Source organism: Paraglaciecola sp. 25GB23A (genome assembly GCF_040012495.1).
In the GTDB taxonomy this organism is placed as follows: Bacteria; Pseudomonadota; Gammaproteobacteria; order Enterobacterales; family Alteromonadaceae; genus Paraglaciecola.
Genome location: NZ_JBDYKM010000002.1, coordinates 364,553 through 387,204, shown reverse-complemented (window position 1 = coordinate 387,204; position 22,652 = coordinate 364,553). Strand labels below are relative to the sequence as shown.

20 protein-coding genes are annotated in these 22,652 nt (G+C 41.6%); 11 read left to right on the top strand and 9 right to left on the bottom strand.

Annotated features, from left to right (window positions below; all coding sequences use genetic code 11):
* Positions 1-14: 14 nt before the first annotated feature.
* Both ABKW31_RS06995 and cobB read right to left on the bottom strand, forming a co-directional pair.
* On the bottom strand, positions 15-659 hold the full coding sequence (locus tag ABKW31_RS06995; RefSeq protein ID WP_348615570.1) for a LysE family transporter: 645 nt from the start codon (positions 657-659) through the stop codon (positions 15-17).
* A gap of 10 nt (positions 660-669) precedes the next feature.
* Positions 670-1,374 carry a Sir2 family NAD+-dependent deacetylase gene (cobB, locus tag ABKW31_RS06990; RefSeq protein ID WP_348615569.1) on the bottom strand — a complete coding sequence of 235 codons (705 nt, stop codon included), beginning with the start codon at positions 1,372-1,374 and terminating at the stop codon, positions 670-672.
* A 135-nt stretch (positions 1,375-1,509) separates the two neighbouring features.
* Between cobB and ABKW31_RS06985 the strand changes: the two genes are divergently transcribed.
* The 6 genes from ABKW31_RS06985 to ABKW31_RS06960 all read left to right on the top strand — a co-directional run bounded on the left by ABKW31_RS06985 (position 1,510) and on the right by ABKW31_RS06960 (position 8,495).
* Complete coding sequence (locus ABKW31_RS06985) at positions 1,510-2,328, top strand: MurR/RpiR family transcriptional regulator (RefSeq protein ID WP_348615568.1); 819 nt, start codon at positions 1,510-1,512, stop codon at positions 2,326-2,328.
* 104 nt (positions 2,329-2,432) lie between these two features.
* Positions 2,433-3,620, top strand: a complete 1,188-nt coding sequence (locus ABKW31_RS06980; protein ID WP_348615567.1) for an amidase — start codon at positions 2,433-2,435, stop codon at positions 3,618-3,620.
* Positions 3,620-5,200 carry a gamma-glutamyltransferase family protein gene (locus ABKW31_RS06975; protein ID WP_348615566.1) on the top strand — a complete coding sequence of 527 codons (1,581 nt, stop codon included), beginning with the start codon at positions 3,620-3,622 and terminating at the stop codon, positions 5,198-5,200. The genes ABKW31_RS06980 and ABKW31_RS06975 overlap by 1 nt, the downstream gene beginning before the upstream one ends.
* Before the next feature lie 19 nt (positions 5,201-5,219).
* Positions 5,220-6,041: a sulfite exporter TauE/SafE family protein gene (locus ABKW31_RS06970; protein WP_348615565.1), complete on the top strand. Its 822-nt coding sequence runs from the start codon at positions 5,220-5,222 to the stop codon at positions 6,039-6,041.
* 10 nt (positions 6,042-6,051) lie between these two features.
* A complete protein-coding gene (locus ABKW31_RS06965; protein WP_348615564.1) occupies positions 6,052-7,275 on the top strand; it encodes an alanine--glyoxylate aminotransferase family protein in 1,224 nt (407 codons plus the stop codon).
* Positions 7,272-8,495 (top strand): allantoate amidohydrolase, encoded by a 1,224-nt coding sequence (locus tag ABKW31_RS06960; RefSeq protein ID WP_348615563.1) that lies wholly within the window; start codon positions 7,272-7,274, stop codon positions 8,493-8,495. The genes ABKW31_RS06965 and ABKW31_RS06960 overlap by 4 nt, the downstream gene beginning before the upstream one ends.
* Positions 8,496-8,542: 47 nt before the next feature.
* On the opposite strand, the gene ABKW31_RS06955 is transcribed toward ABKW31_RS06960, so the two are convergent.
* Positions 8,543-9,523: an NAD(P)H-quinone oxidoreductase gene (locus ABKW31_RS06955; protein WP_348615562.1), complete on the bottom strand. Its 981-nt coding sequence runs from the start codon at positions 9,521-9,523 to the stop codon at positions 8,543-8,545.
* Between the two features lie 74 nt (positions 9,524-9,597).
* Here ABKW31_RS06955 and ABKW31_RS06950 point away from each other — a divergent pair, with 74 nt between their 5' ends.
* Positions 9,598-10,785 carry a class I SAM-dependent methyltransferase gene (locus ABKW31_RS06950; RefSeq protein ID WP_348615561.1) on the top strand — a complete coding sequence of 396 codons (1,188 nt, stop codon included), beginning with the start codon at positions 9,598-9,600 and terminating at the stop codon, positions 10,783-10,785.
* 31 nt (positions 10,786-10,816) lie between these two features.
* Here ABKW31_RS06950 and ABKW31_RS06945 read toward each other — a convergent pair whose 3' ends face one another.
* From ABKW31_RS06945 to ABKW31_RS06935, 3 genes are all read right to left on the bottom strand, one after another.
* Positions 10,817-11,119, bottom strand: coding sequence for a PilZ domain-containing protein (locus ABKW31_RS06945; protein WP_348615560.1), 303 nt, complete (start codon positions 11,117-11,119; stop codon positions 10,817-10,819).
* A gap of 82 nt (positions 11,120-11,201) precedes the next feature.
* Positions 11,202-15,110: an ATP-dependent RNA helicase HrpA gene (hrpA, locus tag ABKW31_RS06940; RefSeq protein ID WP_348615559.1), complete on the bottom strand. Its 3,909-nt coding sequence runs from the start codon at positions 15,108-15,110 to the stop codon at positions 11,202-11,204.
* A gap of 63 nt (positions 15,111-15,173) precedes the next feature.
* Entirely contained in the window at positions 15,174-15,593 is a 420-nt protein-coding gene (locus tag ABKW31_RS06935; RefSeq protein ID WP_348615558.1) for a CBS domain-containing protein, read from the bottom strand.
* 211 nt (positions 15,594-15,804) lie between these two features.
* Here ABKW31_RS06935 and ABKW31_RS06930 point away from each other — a divergent pair, with 211 nt between their 5' ends.
* The 3 genes from ABKW31_RS06930 (at position 15,805) to ABKW31_RS06920 (ending at position 19,594) form a co-directional block, all read left to right on the top strand.
* Positions 15,805-16,248 carry a hypothetical protein gene (locus ABKW31_RS06930; protein ID WP_348615557.1) on the top strand — a complete coding sequence of 148 codons (444 nt, stop codon included), beginning with the start codon at positions 15,805-15,807 and terminating at the stop codon, positions 16,246-16,248.
* A gap of 155 nt (positions 16,249-16,403) precedes the next feature.
* Positions 16,404-17,834 (top strand): exodeoxyribonuclease I, encoded by a 1,431-nt coding sequence (gene sbcB, locus ABKW31_RS06925; RefSeq protein WP_348615556.1) that lies wholly within the window; start codon positions 16,404-16,406, stop codon positions 17,832-17,834.
* Positions 17,835-17,938: 104 nt separating this feature from the next.
* On the top strand, positions 17,939-19,594 hold the full coding sequence (locus ABKW31_RS06920) for a FapA family protein (protein WP_348615555.1): 1,656 nt from the start codon (positions 17,939-17,941) through the stop codon (positions 19,592-19,594).
* A 20-nt stretch (positions 19,595-19,614) separates the two neighbouring features.
* Here ABKW31_RS06920 and ABKW31_RS06915 read toward each other — a convergent pair whose 3' ends face one another.
* On the bottom strand, positions 19,615-20,487 hold the full coding sequence (locus ABKW31_RS06915) for an NAD(P)-dependent oxidoreductase (protein ID WP_348615554.1): 873 nt from the start codon (positions 20,485-20,487) through the stop codon (positions 19,615-19,617).
* Between the two features lie 74 nt (positions 20,488-20,561).
* Between ABKW31_RS06915 and ABKW31_RS06910 the strand changes: the two genes are divergently transcribed.
* Entirely contained in the window at positions 20,562-21,050 is a 489-nt protein-coding gene (locus tag ABKW31_RS06910) for a glutathione peroxidase (RefSeq protein WP_348615553.1), read from the top strand.
* A gap of 49 nt (positions 21,051-21,099) precedes the next feature.
* On the opposite strand, the gene ABKW31_RS06905 is transcribed toward ABKW31_RS06910, so the two are convergent.
* Both ABKW31_RS06905 and ABKW31_RS06900 read right to left on the bottom strand, forming a co-directional pair.
* On the bottom strand, positions 21,100-21,849 hold the full coding sequence (locus ABKW31_RS06905) for a methyltransferase domain-containing protein (protein ID WP_348615552.1): 750 nt from the start codon (positions 21,847-21,849) through the stop codon (positions 21,100-21,102).
* Positions 21,850-21,862: 13 nt separating this feature from the next.
* A complete protein-coding gene (locus ABKW31_RS06900) occupies positions 21,863-22,621 on the bottom strand; it encodes a Nif3-like dinuclear metal center hexameric protein (RefSeq protein WP_348615551.1) in 759 nt (252 codons plus the stop codon).
* Between the last annotated feature and the right edge of the window lie 31 nt (positions 22,622-22,652).

Sequence of the window (22,652 nt, the reverse complement as noted above, 5' to 3'; positions counted from 1 at the left end):
GAAAATATTGACAATTAGGCTGTCATTGCCAATTTAACTGCTAATAGTATTAGTACAGTACCCATTACTCTATCAAACCAGTAACCTTTGGCCGACAAAAAGCTGCGCACTTTTTTAGAGCTTAAAAAATAGGATAAACAACAAAACCACAAGCCTGTTGCAACGCAGAGATACAAGCCATAAATCATTTTGACCTGGTTAGGCGTGTCTGGAGAAACCGCAACGGCAAATACCGATAAGAAAAATAAAGTCGCCTTGGGATTTAAGCCATTGGTTAGTAGACCAACCCAAAATGCTTTTTTATCTGAAATAATCAACTGATTCGTTTGCTGGGGGTCGTGTTTTAAATTCGTCTGTGGGCCACTTTTTAGTGCCCCCCAACCGATATATAACAAGTAAGCTGCCGCGGCATAACTCAATAAGGTAAATACGCCTGGCGTGTTTTTTATTAATAAACCTATGCCTAACAATGAATACGCAACATGCACTAAGATACCAAGGCCAATACCAACACTGGTATACATTGCGGCTCTGCGCCCGTAGCTAATGCTATGCTTTAATACCACTGCAAAATCAGGACCTGGACTTGCTACAGCCAAAAGATGCACGCTGGCAATGGTTAAAAATTCTAGCCAATATTGAGAAAAAAGATCCGACATTAATGCTGCTCTAATTAGTAATTGTGTTAAAGAAACGCGGCACTATAACACTTGCTAGACCATAATGGTGCTGGGCAAACTGATTTGTACCTGAGCTAGGTTCTAAATTTAGTTCTACGCTATGTGCGCCAGCTCGATTGGCAAGTGCCACAAAACCCGCTGCAGGATAAACATTACCCGAAGTACCGATGGAAACAAATAGATCACAGTTGCTTATCGCCTCTGCTATTTCATCCATATAATGCGGAATTTCACCAAACCAAACTATATCGGGCCGCATTCTATTGCTGGGATAACAGCACGTACAATCCAATTTTTGATCAAAATCTCCCGTTATATTTATGGCTTTACCACTCACAATACAACGAGCTCGCTGCAAAACACCGTGCATATGTCGCACATTTTTACTGCCTGCTCGCTCATGCAAATTATCAACATTTTGCGTCACAAGTAGTAAACCATTTCCGATCATTTTCTCAATATTGGCCAGTGCGAAATGAGCTAAATTAGGACTGACATCAGCAGACAACAGTTGTTTGCGCCGGGCATTATAAAAGTCATAAACGAGCTGCGGACAACGCTCGAAACCTTGTGGCGTGGCAACATCCTCAATCGTATGATCATTCCACAAACCATTACTGTCACGAAAGGTTTTTATACCAGATTCCGCTGAAATACCTGCCCCAGTTAACACCACTATGCGTTGATAATTCATCAATTAATTACGCTTTATTTTTTAGATAATGTTAACACTTGGAGTTTATAAAAAATAGCCAAGCCCCCTTAAGCATTGTAGTCCTGTTAAAAGCATTTTATGCTGCCTGTATTCTTCGTTATGGTTATCAACATTTTGTCTACATCAACTCTGCCCTTTACTCAAAGAATCGAGCGACTTTATGGGGAATTATCGCCTAATGGTCGAAAGTTAGCCGATCATTTGTTACATAATTCACAAGATATTATTACCTGTACGGTAGCTGAACTAGCAACAATCACGCAAACATCAAAAGCCACTGTAAGTCGTTTTTTTAGGCAACTTGGTTACGATTCTCATTTTGATGTAAAACGTGAAATGAATGAATTAAGAGCGTCCGGTTACCCTATCAGTACTTACAGTTCAGATATCACAGGGTATAAAGCAGAACTTAATAGGCTAAAACAGACTTTTGATAATATTGATAATCAGCAATTGTTACAATTTATCGACGACATTGTGCAGGCCAAGCGCATTACCTTAGTTGGTTTTCGCAATAGCTATCCTGTGGCTTTGCATTTTCGCCAACAACTGCTGCAAATAAAAACTGGCGTAAGGGTACTGCCCTACCCAGGTCAAAGTATCAGTGAAGACCTAGAAGATATCGCTGCTGATGAACTGATTATTTTTATAGGTTTCAGGCGGCGTCCAAGAATTTTTGCCAGTTTGCTAAAACAATTTAGCCAACACAAAGTCGCTCTTTTTGCTGATCCTTCGGGTCAGGTCTATAAAGACAACACACATTACTTATTTATTTGTCAATTAGGCCAAGAACAGGCATTAGATAGCTATGCGGCGCCGATGAGTTTAATTTCAGTCATCTGTAATAAGGTGTTAAGTACTCAAACCAGCCAGGGCCAAAAAAGAATTGCAAATATTTCTGCACGCTTTAGTTTGCTTGATGAACTCGAATAAGGGGCTTGATGTTATATTTATTGCCTGAAACCACTTGTTTCACTTGACTATGGCATGAAACAATTGTTTCATTAGACTATATTTTAACAAACACTAACTCCATAATGCAGCATAAAAGCGTCAGCAGTCCTTATATACTGAAGTTTACTCCCCCCTTACGCGGAGAAGGACAACCTTTAGCTCAACTTAGTGTTGCAGTCAAAGATCTATTTCACATAGCAGGTTATCCAACCACAGCAGGTAATCCCGATTGGTGTAGTACTCATGCTATACCAAAAACAACATCGCCTATCGTGACTGCTTTACAAAATAATGGCGCTAGCATAGTGGGTAAAACCATTACAGATGAATTAGCCTATAGTTTAAATGGTCAAAATATACACTATGGCACCCCCATTAACCCCCGCAACTCAGCACTTTTACCCGGGGGCTCGAGTAGTGGATCAGCAGTTGCAGTGGCGCAAGGCAGCGCTGACATAGGTCTTGGCACAGATACCGGTGGCTCAATTCGGGTTCCAGCTAGTTATAACGGCCTATTTGGTTTACGTCCAAGTCATGGTGTTTTGTCTACTGAACATATGGTTGGTTTAGCACCTAGTTTTGATACGGTTGGCTGGATGACCCGAGATCTAGTGACATTAAGTAAGGTTGCTAACGTACTATTAACTGCGTTAGAGCAAAAGCCCATCGGTCAAATTGTGCGCTTGGGCTACAGTCGTGAGATTAATTCGGCTTGTGCTCAGCAATCAAGCATCAATAAGGTACTTGATACAACTAAAACCAAGGCGAGTTTGACTTGGGTAGAATTGTCCTCAGTGCTAAATTTCAGCAACTTAGAAGAAGTTGCTGGAGCATTCAGAACTTTGCAAGGGGCTGAGATTTGGGCGACCCATGGACAATGGATTGAAAAGCACCAACCAACGTTTGCTGCGGATATTGCCGCGCGATTTGAGTGGTGTCGCGGCATTACACCCAAACAACAGCATCAAGCACTAACAATACAACATCAATTTAAACAACAAATTGATAAGGTATTTGCATTAGTAGACTTTGTTGTGCTTCCCACTACACCAGGCAGAGCGCCAGCCTTAAACCTTAATGACGCTGATTTGGCTCGCTACCGAAATACCTTGTTGTCTATGACTTGTATCGCGGGAATGGCTGGATTGCCTCAGTTACACCTGCCGTTGCAAGAAGAATTAAATGAGCCCATGGGTATTTCAATTATTGGCGCTAAATATCATGATCATCAACTACTCGAATTTGCAAAAACTTTTCTGGACCTAATGTAATGAATAATAAAAATAAATCAGTTGCCTTTACGGCTCCTCACTATGCTGCAAGTCAAGTCGGTCAAAAGATCTTAGAGCAAGGCGGAACAGCCGTTGAAGCAATGGTAGCCGCAGCGGCCTCTATTGCCGTGGTTTATCCACATATGAACAGCATGGGCGGCGATGGGTTTTGGCTTATTAGCGAACCCGGTAAGCAGCCTATTGCAATTGATGCCAGTGGCACCGCGGCTAAAGGAGCGACCTTAGATTTTTACCAACACCATGACAGCATTCCTGCCCGTGGAGGTTTAGCGGCTTTAACGATGGCCGGCGCGGTTGCTGGTTGGCACAAAGCACTTGAACTTAGCCAACACTGGCAAAGTCCTATTCCCTTAGCTGAATTACTGTCACCAGCTATTGGTCAAGCAGAATGGGGGATTGAAGTTACGCAAAGTTTACAAGATGCCAGTGAAAAAACCTTTGAGGACCTCTCTTCTTTGGCTAATTTTGAGCAATTTTTAATCAAAGGGCATACCCTTAGAAAAGGCAAAATTCTTAAGTTACCGAAAATCGCACAGACTCTCAGTCGTTTAGCTGAAAGTGGCTTAATGGATTTCTATCATGGCGAAATTGCAAAAGACTTAGCCGCAGATTTAGCTGAGGCTGGGTCCCCCATCACCCTGAGCGATTTAAATGCCTATGTTGCCAAGCAAGTTGAGCCATTGAGTGTAACAACCTCAGTAGCGACCTTATATAATCTACCTGCGCCTACTCAAGGCATAGCCTCTTTATTAATTTTAGCTTTATTCGACAAAGTTAAACATCAAGCTAAAAGTGATGCTGACTTCATTCACTTATTGATTGAATGTACCAAACAAGCCTTTATTGTTAGAAACCAATATTTAACTGATCCCTCGCGTTTATCTCGTCCGCTTGAGACATTTTTGACTGCAGATGAACTGAGTAAGTTACTTGAGGCCATTTCTCTAGATACCGCTTTAGTTTGGCCGCACGAAGCAAAATTAGGCGACACGGTCTGGATGGGCGCATGTGATCAAGAGGGCCGCATGGTCAGTTATATACAAAGTGTTTATTGGGAATTTGGCAGTGGTGTGGTCTTGCCCAAAACCGGCATAGTCTGGAACAACCGTGGCACTTCTTTTAGCCTGAAAGCAGAAAACATTAATAGTTTAGTTCCAGGATTAAAACCCTTCCATACCCTCAATCCTGCTTTTGCTGATTGTCATGATGGGCGACGCATGGTTTACGGCACTATGGGGGGCGAAGGTCAACCACAAACACAAGCGGCGTTATTTTCTCGTTATATGTATCAACAAAAACCCCTGAATCAATCCATTGCAGAAGCTCGATGGCTATTGGGCCGGACATGGGGCGACACCAGTAATAATCTCAAAGTAGAAGAAGACATGCACACTGACGTTATAGGACAACTTATTGCTAGAGGCCATGACGTAGCAGTCGTTGCTGCCTGCAATGAACTCATGGGTCATGCTGGCGCCATTGTACTCGATAAGAATAACGACCTTAGTGCAGCAAGTGATCCACGTAGTGACGGCAAAGCATTAGCGACTCTTTTATAAATATTAACCAGGAAGTAATATGAACGTTTTGTTGGAAAACCTCCCCACTATTTTGGCCTTAGCCACTACTGGGGTTTTCGCTGGAATACTAGCTGGTCTCTTAGGCGTGGGCGGTGGTATCGTCATCGTGCCGGTATTATATTTTTTGTTTCAACGCTTTGGCGTTTCTCCTCAAAGCGCCATGATGATCGCAACTGCCACCTCTTTAGCAACGATTATTCCTACCTCAATTAGTTCGATTCGAGCTCATATGAACAAGGGCAATGTTGATCTTAGTTTACTTAAAGCATGGGGCTTTTTTATTCTCATCGGTGTGTTAATTGGTAGTAGTGTTGTTACCTTTATTGGCGGACAGTGGTTAAGTGCATTGTTTGGCATTGTAGCCAGTTTATCCGCCTTAAATATGCTATTACGCACTGGGAAATCGGCTATTGTTGAACAACTACCAGGACGTGTTGGGCAAAGTATTATGGCCAGTTGTATTGGTTTTTTTAGCTCAATGGTAGGTATTGGTGGCGGCACATTGTCAGTACCCATTTTGACTGCCTGCAACTACCCTGCCCATAAAGCGGTGGGAACAGCGGCCGCCATAGGCTTAATTATTTCGTTTCCAGCGGCTCTTACCATGTTAATGCTGGGCCAAACGCCCGCTGACGCCCCCTTAGGCACTTATGGTTTAGTCAATTTTGTTGGTTTTATCTGTATTGTTCCTCTCACCGTTTTGTTTGCTCCTGTAGGTGCCAAACTGGCTTCAGTAATGGATGCCAACTTACTCAAAAAGGTATTCGCAGTGGTATTACTTATCACCGGCGCACGCATGTTAATCCAGTCTTTTATTTAGGAATATCGTTATGAATCGACTTAATCCCCCTCCCCGTTTACTTATGGGCCCCGGCCCGATTAACTGCTACCCACGGGTACTAAGCGCTATGTCGACTCAGCTTATTGGCCAATATGATCCAGTGATGACGGGTTATATGAACGAAGTTATGAGTTTATATCGTCAAGTATTTAAAACTGAAAATAAAGCCACTTTATTAATCGATGGCACATCTAGAGCAGGTATAGAAGCGGTACTGGTATCGTGTATTGAACCAGGCGACAAGGTCTTAGTGCCTATTTTTGGTCGTTTTGGTCACTTACTGAAAGAAATCGCAGAACGGGCTGGGGCTGATGTGCACTGCATTGAAGTTGATTGGGGTCAAGTTTTTTTGCCAGAACAAATAGAGGATGCTATTCAGAAAATAAAACCTAAGGTTTTAGCAATAGTTCAAGGTGACACATCCACCACTATGCTGCAGCCTCTAGATCATCTCGGTGAGATCTGTCGGCGACATAATGTATTGTTTTATTCTGATGCAACGGCATCCATCGGCGGTAATCCTTTTGAAACCGATAAATGGCAATTAGATGCGGTTTCGGTTGGTTTGCAAAAGTGTCTGGGGGGACCAAGTGGCAGTGCGCCGATTACATTGAGTGAGCGTTTCGTCGACTTGGTGCGCCAACGCAAACATATCGAAGCCGGAATTAAAGCTGCGCATCACACCGAAGGCCAAGGACGTCGAATTGCGTCAAATTATTTTGATTTGTCTATGATCCTCGATTACTGGGGTCCTGAGCGTCTTAATCATCATACCGAAGCCACTTCCATGCTCTATTGTGCCAGAGAGTGTGCCTTTACCTTGCTTGAAGAAGGCATCGATAAATCAATCATCAGACATAAATTACATGGTGATGCGATGCTAGCTGGAATAAAAGGCTTAAATTTACTACCCTTTGGCGATCTCAAACACAAAATGAATAATGTGGTGGGTGTGTATATTCCCTCAGGGATCAATGGTGATGCTCTGAGAATGCAACTTTTAAACGATTTTAATATTGAAATCGGCACCAGCTTCGGTCCATTACATGGCAAAATTTGGCGCATAGGCACAATGGGCTACAACGCTAGAAAAGATACCGTATTACATACACTGCAGTCTTTGGAAACCCTACTGCGCCGAGCAGGTCACAGCATGTCTCCTGGCCAATGTGTTGATAATGCTCTAGCGGTATATGCCGCGAGTAATCTATGAATAAATTACAAGCCTATGCTTCTTTAACCTATCAACGCTGCGATCAACTTGCGCAATTGAGTCAAAATCCAAGTTGCATGGACAGACGGTATTTAACCAAAGAGCATAAAAGTGCCAATCTTCAAGTCGCTCAATGGATGCAACAGGCTGGTATGAGTGTCTGGCAAGATGAAGCTGGTAATCAATGGGGTGCATTGCAATCTACAATATTAGGAGCTCCCACTCTGGTAATAGGCAGTCATTTAGATACTGTACCAAATGGCGGTAAATATGACGGAATTCTTGGCGTTTTGCTCCCCATCGCCTTGTTACAATATCTCCATGATACGATGCAAACACTACCCTTTAATGTACAGATTGTCGGTTTTGGGGATGAAGAAGGTACGCGTTTCGGCGCTACTTTGCTGGGTAGTCATGCGGTTGCTGGATCTTGGCAAGAAAAGTGGGCAGAACTAAAAGATAATGAAGGCATTGCGCTGGAGCAGGCAATGGAAGAATTTGGGCTTGATATCAATAAGCTAAAGCATAGCAAACGAGAGGATATTGACGCTTTTATAGAAGTTCACATAGAACAGGGGCCAGTTTTAGAAGCCTTAGACCTGCCAGTAGGTATTGTTAGCGCCATTGCGGGTGCACGACGTTTTAAATGTGTACTCACGGGGATGGCAGGCCATGCCGGCACTGTTCCAATGACAATGCGCCAAGATGCGCTTGCCGGCGCAGCAGAAATGATATTAGCTATTGAAGCGTTAGCCCTTAACCATCAGGTTGTAGCAACAGTTGGCAAGCTGACATGTTTATCTGGGGCAACCAACGTAATCTCAGGTAAAACTGAGTTCTCTATCGATATACGCAGTGATAACGATGAACAAAGAAATACCGCTTTTACCGATATTGAACAAAAGATCCAGCAGATAGCCAAGCAAAGAAAGCTCAACCTCCAAATTACACAGACCCATGCAGCCAATGCAGTACAATGTAATAATGACTTACAAACCCAACTTAGCCAAGCTATCAATAAATATGGGATTAAATCTCATACACTAAGCTCTGGTGCTGGTCACGACACCATGGCGATGGCCAATATTTGTCCTGTAGCCATGCTCTTCATGCGTTGTGAAAAAGGCATAAGTCACCATCCAGCCGAAGCCATTTTTAGTCGGGATATTGAAATCACCATGGAAGTCTTGTTAAATTTTTTAAACGATTATTCACGTTAAACAACTGTATTTAACAAACCTTTTGGCTAAAACAGGATATTAACTGACTACCAAACACAGACTAATTTGCCGGTGTTGAGATTATTTTCCATGCGCTCGTGCGCAAGGCTAACGTCAGTAATCGAATAAACGACATCAATATTGCTACTCAGGTCTTTGTTCTCTAGTTTATCCGCAAATTGCTGTTTAAAGCCTTCCACTAAGTTGGCCTTATAATCAGCAGTGCGGCTGCGTAGCGTTGAACCAATCCAGCTTACGCGTTTACCGAGTAACAATGCCGTATCAATATTGGCGGCATAACGACCGCCCAACATGGCTAACTGAATAATGCAGCCATCTAAATTAATGACAGCAAGATTGCGATTTACATAATCCGCGCCAATAAAATCAATGATTAAATCACGCTTAGCATGCACATTGAGAGCCTCAACAAAATCAGTCTCGTGATAATTAATTAATAGATTTGCACCATTATCGCTACAAGCCTTTAGCTTTTCTGCGTTCGAAGCAGTAACGGCAATGTGACAATTTTGCTGTTTAGCCAATTGGATAGCGGCTAACCCCACTCCACTGGCACCAGCATGGATTAATACCTGACTGCCTTTAAGCAATTCATATTCAACAAACATTGCTTGATAAGCAGTTAGAAAACATTCAGCCACACCTGCGGCTTCGGCGTAACTCATCTGCTCGGGTTTGGGCAATAAATGTCTTATATCCACAGTGACATATTCAGCATAAGCGCCACCTGCAACCAACCCAAAAACCTTATCACCAACGCTAAACGAACAGGAATCTGTCAGTTCGCTAGATAGCTGCACTATTTCACCGGCCATCTCTAATCCAAGGATGAGACTTTCACCTTTGGGCGGTGGATATAGCCCTTGGCGTTGCAGTGTATCAGCGCGGTTAATACCAAATGCAGCGACCTTGACCAATGCCTGCCCTTTTTTAATATTAGGAAGGTCAGTTTCACTCATAAACAAACCTTGCGCACCACATCCTGCTTCAAAATCAATAAATCGCATTTAATTACCTTATTTTGTATAGCTTGACCGAAACCTTCGGTACAATTTGGCAAAATTTAAGAGTGCACTACTTTATGTCTTCTAGCGTTATTTTGCAGCCCGAAAGAGAAAAATCTTTATTACGCCGTCATCCGTGGATTTTTAGCCGCGCCATCGACAAACAAGTTGGTCGTTTAAATTCTGGCGATACGGTTGATGTCTTCAGTTCAGAGGGAAACTGGTTAGGTCGTGGCGCGTGGTCGCCTGAATCCCAAATACAAATAAGAATTTGGACTTTTGAACAAAATGAAAGTATCGACAACGGTTTTTTCCAACGCCGTATTGCCCGTGCGCAAAAGGGCCGCTTAGATATTATCGACCGCCATGGTTTAACTGCTTATCGCCTGATCGCCGCAGAATCAGATGGCTTACCTGGCGTAACCATAGACCGTTATAACCATATTTTTGTGTGCCAACTTTTGTCTGCAGGGGCAGAAAAACACCGTGAAAAAATTGTCTGGGCGCTGTTAAAAGAATTTCCAGACGCAGTGATTTATGAGCGTAGTGATGTTTCTGTGCGTAAAAAAGAGGGCTTGCCTGAGTTGATGCAAGTGCTGCACGGCGAAGTACCTGATGAAGTGGTGATTGAAGAAAACGGCATAAAAATAATTGTTAACGTAAAACAAGGACATAAAACAGGTTTTTACCTCGACCAACGAGATAACCGCGCCATAGCGGCCAAGTATGCCAAAGACAAAGACGTATTAAACTGTTTTTGTTACACCGGTACCTTTGGCAGTTATGCACTTGCCGCTGGCGCTAAACATGTCACTAATATTGATGTCTCTGACTTAGCCCTAGAGACAGCTAAACGTAATGTTGAAATTAACGCCTTAGATGTGTCGAAAAGTGATTTTGTTAATGCTGATGTATTTGAAGCATTGCGTGATTACCGAGAGAAAGGCCGACAGTTTGACCAAATAATTCTGGATCCGCCTAAATTCATCGAATCTAAAAACTCTTTAGTCAGAGGTTGTCGTGGCTATAAAGACATCAACATGTTGGCTATGCAAATAATGCGTCCTGGTGGGATACTCTGTACCTTTAGTTGCTCTGGTTTGTTGTCTTTTGAGTTGTTTCAGAAGGTTGTGGCCGATGCAGCTCTAGATGCAGGTCGAGAAGTGCAATTTATTGAACGTTTAGGACAAGCAGCTGATCACCCAGTAGGCTCTGCTTATCCTGAGGGATTTTACTTAAAAGGCTTAGTCTGTCGCGTCCTATGAGGTCATAAACCTCATAGGCTGGCGTTGGGTATCATTTCATTTCTAGTATCTCAACGCCAATGACACAGGAGTTTTCACCATTTGATTCACAGCGCACCACTTTGGCGCTGGCTGACAAAGAAGGGATTTGGCTGCTTGTAGAAGCAATATGAACACTGACCAAGGTTCCAATTTCAAGTGAGCTTTCATCTAATTCAAACGACATCCCAGTCGCACTGATGTCTTTGCAAACTGTTTGCAGAGTTCGAGTTGACTCATCGTCATTTACCACTATTTCGCATGGGGAATTAATCATCATCCGAAAAAAATTGCGTTTATCGTCATAACCTAACATCAAATACCTCTTCCTGTTTTATTTTTGCACACATTGTTTATAGGGTGACTACAAAATAAAGTCAACGACTTAAGCTATCAATTTAGAGACTCGCCAGCTGATTAGCAATACGTTTTGCTGAAATTGGCACATTTGTGCCTAATTGTTGGGCAAAAAAGGAAATACGCAATTCTTCAATCAACCACCTAACCTCAGCAAGTTCACTAGGGATTTCCTTACCTAGAGGAAGTTGTTGGCATTTCTTTTGGTACTCTCCCTGTATTTTTTCAATATTAAGTTGATGAAGTTTATCTTTTATAGGATCAATCGGTAATTTTTCAAAACGTCGTTTGATCCCCTCAATATATCGCTGCCAATCAACTAGCCTTTTCACGCCAATAGCACTAACAAAATTAGGAAATACCAGAGAATCGAGGTGTTGCTTAATATCACTGTGTGCATGGATCATGGTGAGAGGTACATTTCCCTTCATTTTTTTATTAATACCATGGGCGGTGGTCAAGCCTACTTCAATTTTTTGCGCAATATCTAACACTAAGGGATTAATATCTTGACGCACAAACTCACAACAAGCTTGAAATTCAACTTTACTGCGAATAGAAGTCGAAAACTTTTGTGCAAATTCTGCAATTAAAGCATCCACCCCTGCATTGATACAGTCATCAATTAAGGTTTGTATCTGGCCAAACGGATTAAAGTACAAACCCAATTTTGCTTTGTTGGGTAGTTTTTCTTGCAAGTACTTAATGGGCGAAGGTATGGCCAATACCACTAACTGACGTAGACCTAATTTATGCGCGGTTTGGGCTAAGTGTGCCTGCTCATACAACTTTATGCCAACAGTCTTGCCTTCATTAACCAGGGCTGGAAATGCTTTAATTTCATAGCCTGCGCTCTTGCTGACGTATTCTTTAGGCAAGTCATCAAAAGACCATTGACTTAAGCCTTGTTGTTCTAACTCTGGCGTCGCCACTTTTTGTAAATTTTGTTTTACTTTACCTTGCAAACCGTGTTGTAAGGTATTTAAGTCTCGACCTTGGCGGATCACCTTGCCATTTTCATCTAATACTTTGAAATTAAACCGCAGATGTTTAGGTAAAGAGTCTAACTGCCATTCGTCTTCACTGACTTCAATACCCGTCATGCGTTTTAGTTTATGGGTCAAAGCTTGAATAAACGGCACAAATTGCCCTTTTTTATCAAGCTGACTTAAATCAGATAAACAGGCATCAGCATAATTGGGGGCAGGCACAAAATTTCGTCTTAGGCGTTTGGGCAAACCTTTAATCAAGGCGACGATTAATTCGTGACGTAAGCCGGGAATAAGCCAGTCAAAACCCACATCATCGAGTTGATTCAATAAAGCTAAGGGAATAAGTAAGCTGACCCCATCATCTTCATCAACGGGTTCGAAATGATAACTCAGCGCCAAACGCAAATTATTTTGCCTAAAGGTTTCTGGAAACGAGTGTTCATCAATATGTGAGGCGTCTTTTTTTATCAGCGCTTGGGGATCAAAATCTAAAAAATCCGCTTGTTGATTTGTTTGTTTTTGCCACCATTTTTTAAAACCGGCTTCGCTACAAACATGCTCAGGTAGTCTTGCTGAGTAAAATTCAATCAGAGTTTCTTCATCGACCAATAAATCCCGACGACGGCTTTTTTCTTCTAAAGCTTCAATGTCAGCAATTACTTTTTGATTATGAGTCAAAAAGGCAAATTTTAACTTGGTATCAAGGTTCACCAAAGCTTCTCGAATAAATATCTCTCGGCTTACCACAGGATCGATAGCGCTATAGGTGCGTCGTCGTTGTGATACCAAAACCAAGCCGTACAAAGTCACTTTTTCAAAAGCTTGCACTACGCCCTGTTTTTTAGACCAGTGAGGCTCTGAATATTCCGTTTTGGTTAAATGACGGGCCAGATCTTCAATCCATTCTGGTTCAATTTTAGCGGCAACTCGGCCAAATAAATTTGATGTTTCTACCAGTTCAGCCACCATCGTCCACTTGGGTTGTGATTTGGATAAACCGGAACCTGGAAAAATCATAAAACGGCTATTGCGCGCACCTAAGTATTCGCGATCTTTATCTTTGAATCCTAGATGTGATAACAGGCCTGCCGCCATTGCTTGGTGAATGGCTTGATAATCGGCCTCGGTATGACTAATGCCAAAGCCTAATTCCGCCACTGATTTCTTTAACTGGCTAACAATGTCTTGCCATTCACGCATACGTAAAAAGTTAATGAAATGCTTTTTACACCAAGTACGTAATTGATTAGCACCGAGGTCTTTTTGTTGCTGCTTAAAGTCTTGCCACAGCAATAAAAAGCCTAAAAAATCTGACTCTTTACTGCGATAGTCACTGTGCATTTCATCCGCAGCTTGGCGCTTGTCCTGCGGCCGCTCGCGGGGATCTTGAATACTCAGACCAGCGGCAATAATGAGTACTTCTGATACGCAATTAAGTCGTGCTGCCTCAACTACCATACGGGCATAACGAGGATCTACCGGTAATCTGGCGAGCTGCTTACCAATTACGGTTAATTGCAGCCTGCTTTCATTCGCCGCTACGGCTCCTAACTCTTCTAATAGACGAAAACCATCATTGATATTGCGTGACTCGGGTGCCTCGACAAAAGGAAACTCATCAATTTTACCCAAGCCTAAGGCCATCATCTGCAAAATAACCGAGGCTAAGTTAGTCCGTAGAATTTCAGGATCAGTAAATTCACCCCGCGCGAGATAATCATCTTCACCATACAAACGAATACAAATTCCGTCTGAAACACGACCGCAACGACCGGCTCGCTGATTAGCTGAGGCTTGTGAGATTGCTTCGATGGGTAATCGTTGAACTTTACTGCGCACGCTGTATCGCGAAATACGGGCGTTGCCAGGATCGATTACATACTTGATACCGGGCACAGTTAAGGAGGTTTCTGCAACGTTGGTGGCCAATACAATTCGACGCCCAGTATGACTTTGAAATACTTTGTTTTGTTCACTAACACTTAGGCGGGCGTACAAAGGTACAACTTCGGTGTGGCGAAACTGCTCCTTGTTTAATGCATCTGCGGTGTCACGTATTTCACGTTCGCCACTGAGAAAAACTAAGATATCACCGGGTTTCTCATGGAATAACTCGTTTACGGCATCAATAATGCCTTGAGTTTGGTCACTATCTTGGGTATCTAAGGGGCGATATCGCATCTCAACCGGAAAGGTTCTGCCACTTACTTGAATAACAGGCGCGTCATCAAAATGTTTAGAAAAGCGCAGCGGATCTATGGTTGCTGAGGTAATAATCAGTTTCAAATCAGGCCGTTTAGGCAGAAGTTGCTTAAAATAGCCCAAAATAAAATCGATATTTAGACTGCGCTCATGGGCTTCATCAATAATAATAGTGTCATATTGAGTTAAAAAACGATCCTGCTGAATTTCTGCCAATAAAATTCCGTCAGTCATCAGTTTGATATAACTGGCTTCGCTAACGTTGTCTGAAAAACGAATTTTAAACCCGACATGCTGACCCAATTCACTGTTCAATTCTTGGGCGATGCGTTGTGCAACCGTGCGGGCAGCGAGCCTTCTTGGTTGAGTATGACCAATAAGACCTTCTATCCCCCGACCTAATTCCATGCAAATTTTGGGAATTTGTGTAGTTTTACCGGAGCCAGTCTCCCCTGCAATAATGACCACTTGATGGGCAGCTATGGCATCGGCTATATCTTGTTTCTTTTCACTTACTGGTAAATCGGGATACTCAATTTTTGGCAGACTTAATCTTTTTAACTGCACCACACTGCTTGATTGCTCTATATCAACCAGTAAATTTTGCAGTTTAGTGATGTTTTGTTCTGAGCCTAAACGCTCTGCGGCTCGCAAGCGTTGACGAAACTTAAAACGATCCTTAGACAAACATGTATTGATCTGTGCATGTATTTGTTTAGGTATGAGTTCAGAGGGGGAAAATACGCGCTCAGACAATGGAACTTCTCTTAGTTGAAATCGAAGTAGATCCTAAAAGAAGTCCCTGTAAATTACCAGTGATTAAGCGCCGTTTTTGTAGCCATCACGCAGTTGTAAATCTATAGCGTTAAGTAAGGCAGAGCGATTAATGGTGCCTAATAAATAACCATCATCATCAACAATAGGATAGACCTTGGGTTTTTCAGTCATCATACGCTGGGCTAATTCTATTACGGATAAATAAGGCTTAACTGCGATAACTTCAGTGCGCATCACATCCTTAACGTGAGCGACCTGCTCGCGATAATAACTAGACTCTATCATGCGCACTAAGCAATCTTGTTCTGATAAAAAACCAATAACTTTATTCTGCTCATCAATGACTGGTCCACCCGTTTGTCGGCTTTGTAATAACCTCTCAACCGCCTCAGCCACTGTCATATCTGGCTTAAAGGTAACAGGTCGCTGATTCATATGATCACTTACATTTAAAGATTCCATTGTTATCACCTTTTTATTTGAATAAATTAACTACTCTTACATTACCGTTTTTTTCAAAAATATTATTAAATCATCGAATTAGCAGGCTCATTAACAATTAAATTACATATTGGCGTTATAATCAACTATAGCTTAGGAGTGAGAATGTCTAGTCTATTAATCGCATTAATGATGCATTTAATCTGTGTTTTGATTAACAATGGAGTAAAAAGTGAATTTCAAAATCATCACCCTATCCTTCTCCCCTGATATCAATTATTACCAGCATTTTAAAATTCTCGTTAAAACCATTGATTTACTGAATGTCTATCGGTACTTCTTAGACTTGATTGTTTATATCGAACAACTACGAGAACTCACTAAGAATGAGTTAGACTCGCTCACGCTACGTTTACCGCAACGCTATGAAAACCTAAAAGCGAGAGCCTATTATCAAACGGGACAATTACCAGAGGCAGAACGCTACTTAGGCCAACTGATTGATGAAGCAGAACAAAACAACAAGCAACAAAATGTCAATTGGTATATTTTATTGGGTCATATCCATCATATAAATAAAAATAAAGAGCAAGAAATTGTCATATTGCTTAAGCAGTTCGAGTTGTTTCCTAGCATCAAACTTGAAAAAGAGTTGGTTTATTTACAAAAAAATTAAATTCTTGATTATGTGGAGTAATCATCTCTTCTTTTGATTTACTTACGATAAAAGCCTATTCAAATGCGTGAACGTTTACCCCATCAAGGCTTTAGTTTACTATCCTCCCCTGTGATTCTAAATTATAAACTGTGACTAAGAGAAACGACCTAGGAATGAACCAAGCATCTATTTATTGGCACGATTATGAAACGTGGGGAGTGAATCCCCAGAAAGATTACCCTTGTCAATTTGCCGGTGTAAGAACCGACTTAGAGCTTAACATCATCGACAAACCTTTGATGTTATACAGTCAAATACCTAATGACTATATTCCTCAGCCTCAGGCTTGTTTGATAACAGGTATCACTCCCCAATTAACCTTGCGTGATGGGGTTAATGAAGCCACCTTCATTAAAAAGATCCACGCTCAATTTAGTCAAGCGAATACCTGTGTAGCCGGTTATAACAGTATTCGATTTGACGACGAAGTGACCCGCTACACCTTATATCGCAACTTTTATGATCCCTACGCTAGAGAATGGCAGAATGGCAATAGCCGCTGGGACATTATTGATTTAGCTAGGGCCTGTTATGCCTTGCGTCCTGAGGGAATTAACTGGCCAGTAAACGACGAAGGTATCCCCAGTTTTAAACTGCAAGAATTAAGCTCAGCCAATGAATTAGAGCACAAGGCGGCCCATGATGCGATGTCTGATGTGTATGCCACCATAGCCCTAGCTAAATTAATAAAACAAAAACAAAGCAAACTCTATCACTTTGCCTTTGAAAACCGCACTAAGGCGAAGGTAGGCGGACTTATTGATTGTGAAAATTTAACGCCTTTAGTGCATGTTTCGTCAAAGTTACCCGCGGCACAAGGTTGTTGTACTTGGATAAGTCCAGTTGCCTATCATCCAAGCAATAAAAACGCGGTTATTGTACTGAATTTGGCCTTAGATCCTAGACCACTTGCCTTACTCAGTGTTGAACAGATAAAACAAAAACTATATCAGCCCAATAGTATGTTGTTAGAAAATGAACAGCGTTTACCTCTAAAGCTGATTCATTTGAATAAAAGCCCTTTTATTGCGCCAGCGAAAACTTTGACTGAGGATAATGCCGCGCGTCTCGGCATTGATCGCGCACAGTGTCTAGAAAATTTGCAGTGGATTAAAGCAAATTTAGGGATAGTGGAAAAACTACAAGCCGTTTATAACGAACAATATAGTGATGTGCCCCTTGATGCTGAACATGCCTTATACAGTGGCGGCTTTTTTAGTCAGAGTGATAAAGAACTTATTAATCAAGTAAATAACGCCAACGAGCAACAATTGATTGATCTCGTGTTACCTTTCCAAGATCCGAGACTCACCACCCTATTATTTAGATATCGTGCGAGGAATTTTCCGCAAACACTTAGTCAAAAAGAAATAGAAAATTGGCAAGAGCACAGAAAAACGAGATTAATGGATCCACAGTCATCTACCTCAATAACATTACCCGAGTATTTTCAACAATTAGAACAGATGAGTGCTGAACAGGCTAATAACCCTAAAAAATTGGCTATTATCACTGCACTTTACAAATACGCACAAAATTTATAACAATGTAGGTAAGGTAAACGGTAAATAAGCCGATATTTTAGTAACTAATGAAAACGTTATAATTTTGCTGGAAAGAAAGTTTTGCCCATAAAAAGGTGGTTTAAATGTTAGGTATTACCCTAAAAGTAGATGATAAACAGCAGTATTTGGATTTAGGTATTTCACCCAAACTTATTCAAAAACCTATTGATGCCAAAATAATTGTGGGATTAATTCAAAAGAGTGAATACAAACAATGGTTTATATTTGACCAAAACATTCTTGATGCCTTAAATCAATATCAAAACGCTTTAAAAAACGGCAATACTGAGGATTTTGCTCATCGCATAGGGGAGCGCAGAGAAACCGAGATAAAATGTAAAATTCAGGAAGATGAACTAGCTGCCACCTTAATATTAACCAGAGGTTATGGTGGTAAGCCTGTTAGTTATGACATGCTGTTAGCTACACTTAAAGATCTTAATATCATTAGGGGCATCAGTAAAAAGCGAATTAATGCCCTAGTGTCACAATGCAATGACGGAGTTCCCGGTCAAGTCTACCAAAACCTGATAGCTAAAGGTATGCCTCCTCGCAATGGTCGTCCCTCAAAATTACAACCATTAGTTCAAAACGCCCTTGAACGTATTTTACGACCTCAGACCGTAGGTACAGCACGAGTTGATATGAGAAACCTTGGGGACGTTATCTGTGTTAAAAAAGGGACTGAGTTACTGCGCAGACTTCCACCTAGTAAAGGACGCTCTGGCCGCACTATTACCGGTTCTATAATAACACCAAAGCCCGGAGACTGGCTAAGTTTTAGACCGGGTGAAGGCACTGTTATTAGTGAGCAGGATGAAAATTTACTTCTCGCTGATATATCTGGTATGCCCAAATTTAAAGATCAGAAAATGTGGGTTGATGACACTTTCATCTGTAAGGGCGTTAACGTTGGTACCGGTAATATTAATTACGATGGTGCGGTATTAGTCAATGGTGATGTGACTGAAAAAATGAAAATCATCGCCTCTGGTGATGTGACTATTAACGGCTTTGTTGAGTCAGCTCATATTCAAGCCGGTGGCGACATTATTATCACTGAGGGGGCAATGGGCAAAGTCAATGATAACGTGACAGAATATAGTACCCAGTTATTTGCCAAAGGTAGTGTGCATGTTCAACATGGACAAGGCCTTGATATTAATTGTAATGGCAGTGTTACTATCGGACGACAACTTGCCTATAGCCGCATAACCTGCAAGGGTGAAGTAACGGTAGGCGCTATTGATAAACCTAATGGTAATATTTTTGGCTGTATCATCAAGTGCAACAGTAAACTCACGGCTGGTACAATTGGTGCAATTTCAGGTAGCAATTTAAGCGTAGATTTCAGTGACGGTTTCAATAGTTTACTCGAAAGAAAAGATACACTTGACGAGTTGTTGCGCCAGATACGTCAAAATAATACTCGCCATCAGCAACGCATGAAGTTAATAAAGGGCAAATATATTCCGGAAGATATGAAGCATCGGGTAGATGAGGCTAATGAATTAGTGCAAAACGAATGGCAATTGTTAAAGTGGTTAGAAAATAAAGCGGAAGAAATGAAAAACTCTAAGGATAAATACCAGACTGACATAAAATTGTTAGCCCACAAACGCATTTATCCTGGGGTTATTGTTAAATTAAATAACCGCACATGGCGTGCAGAAAGAGAATATGACAAAGCCAAAGTTTCGTTTCAGGGCCACCAATGGCTATATGAGCCATTGATTTAAGCCCTTATTATGGCTGAAACTTATTTTTGTTGAAGTCTAGCCAATAAACTGGAGGTATCCCAACGACTGCCTCCTAACCTTTGCACATCCGCATAAAACTGGTCGACTAAGGCAGTCATCGGTAGTGTGCTACCATTACTTTTTGCTTCTTGCAGAGCAATATCTAAGTCTTTGCGCATCCAATCTACGGCAAAACCAAAATCGTATTTTTGTTGCAGCATAGTGGCTGAGCGATTTTCCATTTGCCAACTTTGTGCCGCTCCTTTCGAAATAACATCAATGACTGCGGCGCAATCAAGCCCAGCATTTTGACCAAATTGCAGGGCTTCAGCGAGGCCTTGAACAATGCCAGCAATACAGATTTGGTTCATCATTTTGGCCAGTTGACCACTGCCCACTGGCCCCAGCAACTGACTAAATTTAGCATAGGCATTAGTTACCTCGCTAAGCTCGGTAAACCGAGATTCACAGCCTCCGAGCATAATAGTCAATTGGCCATTTTGAGCACCAATTTGCCCACCTGATACTGGCGCATCATAAAATAACACTCCTTGAGTTTCACAAAGTTGCGCCATTTCTCTGGCCACTTTAGCAGAAGTCGTGGTGTGATCAACGATCATACAGCCTGATTTAACCCCTGCTAGGACGCCCGCATCACCGTTCATAACGCCACGCAAGTCATCATCATTACCAACACAAAGAAAAATAATGTCTGCTCCTTGTGCCGCTTCTGCAGGCGATACTGCAAGTTTCCCAGAATATTCTTCTAGCCACTGCTGCGCTTTGATAGTTGTGCGATTGTAGACTGTAACGTGGTGTCCGGCTTTGGCTAAATGACCCGCCATGGGATAGCCCATGACACCTAAACCAACAAAGGCCAAATTTTGCTTCATTTTGTGTCCTTAATTACTTGAATGTATCTCTAAAACTGACAATATATACGCATACTCTTTATGCTGGAACTACTATGACAAATAAGCTTTATGATTTTAACCTTACACTTAACAACGGCCAAGATACCACATTAGAACCCTACCAAGGTAAGGTGCTATTAATCGTCAATACTGCCAGTAAATGTGGCTTCACCCCCCAATATGAAGGTTTACAAAGCCTTTATAGTGATTTGAAGGACAAAGGTTTAGTTGTACTAGGCTTCCCCTGTGATCAATTTGGCCACCAAGAGCCCGGTAGTGATAGTGAAATTGAACAATTTTGTAGTTTAAAATTTAATGTCGATTTTCCCTTATTTAAAAAAATTGACGTCAACGGTGCACAAGCTAGCCCCCTGTTCACTTTTTTAAAGGATGAAGCACCAGGTTTATTAGGCAGTAAAGGCATTAAATGGAATTTCACTAAGTTTTTAGTAAGTAAAAGTGGCAAAGTCGTTAAACGCTATGCCTCAACTACCAAACCTGAAGACATTCGTTCTGATATCGAAGCCCAGCTCGCTAAATAATTAAGAGAAGCCAATCTAGCAGAGTTTCTTCCTTGTGGAACTCTGCCGTTTAGGTCTTTTGTCCGATTAACATAAAATATTTACCTAGCCATAGGTAAGGATGTTGTTCACCGTATTGAATTTCCAAACGTTTGAGTTGCTCAAAATGAGTAGTTTGCAGGGATTTATCTTTCAAATAATCGTGAAAACAACGAATACCAGCTTTATGCATAATTTGCATCGCTAAAGAAGCAACAAATTCTAAAATCACCTGTGGCTTTTGTGGATTATTTGGGCTGAGTCTAACCTGATTTTTAACTTTCATCCCTTGCTCTACATAATTAAAATTGCCGTAACATATATTGCTAAAACGCTGGGCATCTTGATTGAAAAAACTCAAAGACAGATGACCTGCTGGTTTAACTAATGACACTAACTTTTCAATAGCACCTAAGGGGTGTTGCAACCACTCAAGGACCGCATGGCAAATAACCAGATCATATTGAGCGTCAGGCAAACTTATAATATCTTGATGGCAGAAAAGCACCTTATCAAAGTTGGCCAGTTTTGCTTTAGCTATGGCTAAGGTTTCTGCAGATATATCTGTCAGAGTAACGTGATGACCTAGCGCTAACATCGCCCGCGTCATCTCGCCAGTCCCGCCCCCCGCATCTAATATACGCAATGGCCTTGAGTGTAAATCAATGGTCTTATGCAGATGATATAAAAACAATTCTTGGCGCAATCTACCCTTAGTTGAACCATATATATTGGCTTCAAACTTTCCAGCAATGGCATCAAAATTTTGATCCGCAGTCATAAATAGATTGCTCTCAGGCAGGGTTAGCTATGTCGATAAAGTCAACTTCAAGCTCAAATTGACTGGCCAGATAATCACCCACAGCTTGTACACCAAATCGCTCAGTGGCATGGTGACCCGCGGCATAAAAATGAATATTCATCTCTCGAGCAGTATGGATAGTTTGTTCGGATACTTCGCCTGTTATAAAGGCATCAATGCCCTCATTGGCGGCCAAATCAATATATTTCTGCCCTCCCCCAGTACACCAAGCCACGGTATGGATTAACTCCTTTTCAACCTGCTCAAATAGCGGCACTTTACCTAAGACTTGCTGTAATCTTGCAGCAAGGGCTTTTGGCGTAATAGGTGGTGTAAAGGCCCCCTTTAATGCAATACTGTACTTACCGCCCTCTAAGTTCTGAATATTGCTAATGCCCAAACGTAAGGCCAGTTGAGCGTTATTACCCAAACTTGGGTGTATATCTAGAGGAAGGTGATAAGCAAATAAGTTGATGTCATGTTTAAGCAAAGTTGCGATGCGCTTTTTCTTCATGCCCGTTAAGCAGGAGTCTTCGCCTTTCCAAAAATAACCATGATGCACTAAAATTGCATCGGCCTTACATTCAACTGCTCGGTCGATTAAAGCTTGTGACGCAGTTACCCCAGTGACCATTTTGGTGATTAATGCTTTGCCTTCAATTTGCAAACCATTTGGACAGCCATCAGCAATCAATTGGGGTTGTAAAAGTGTGTTTAGGGCATCAAGTAAGGCCATTCTGGATACAGGCATAATCAATTAATCATCGCTATTTTTAGAATAT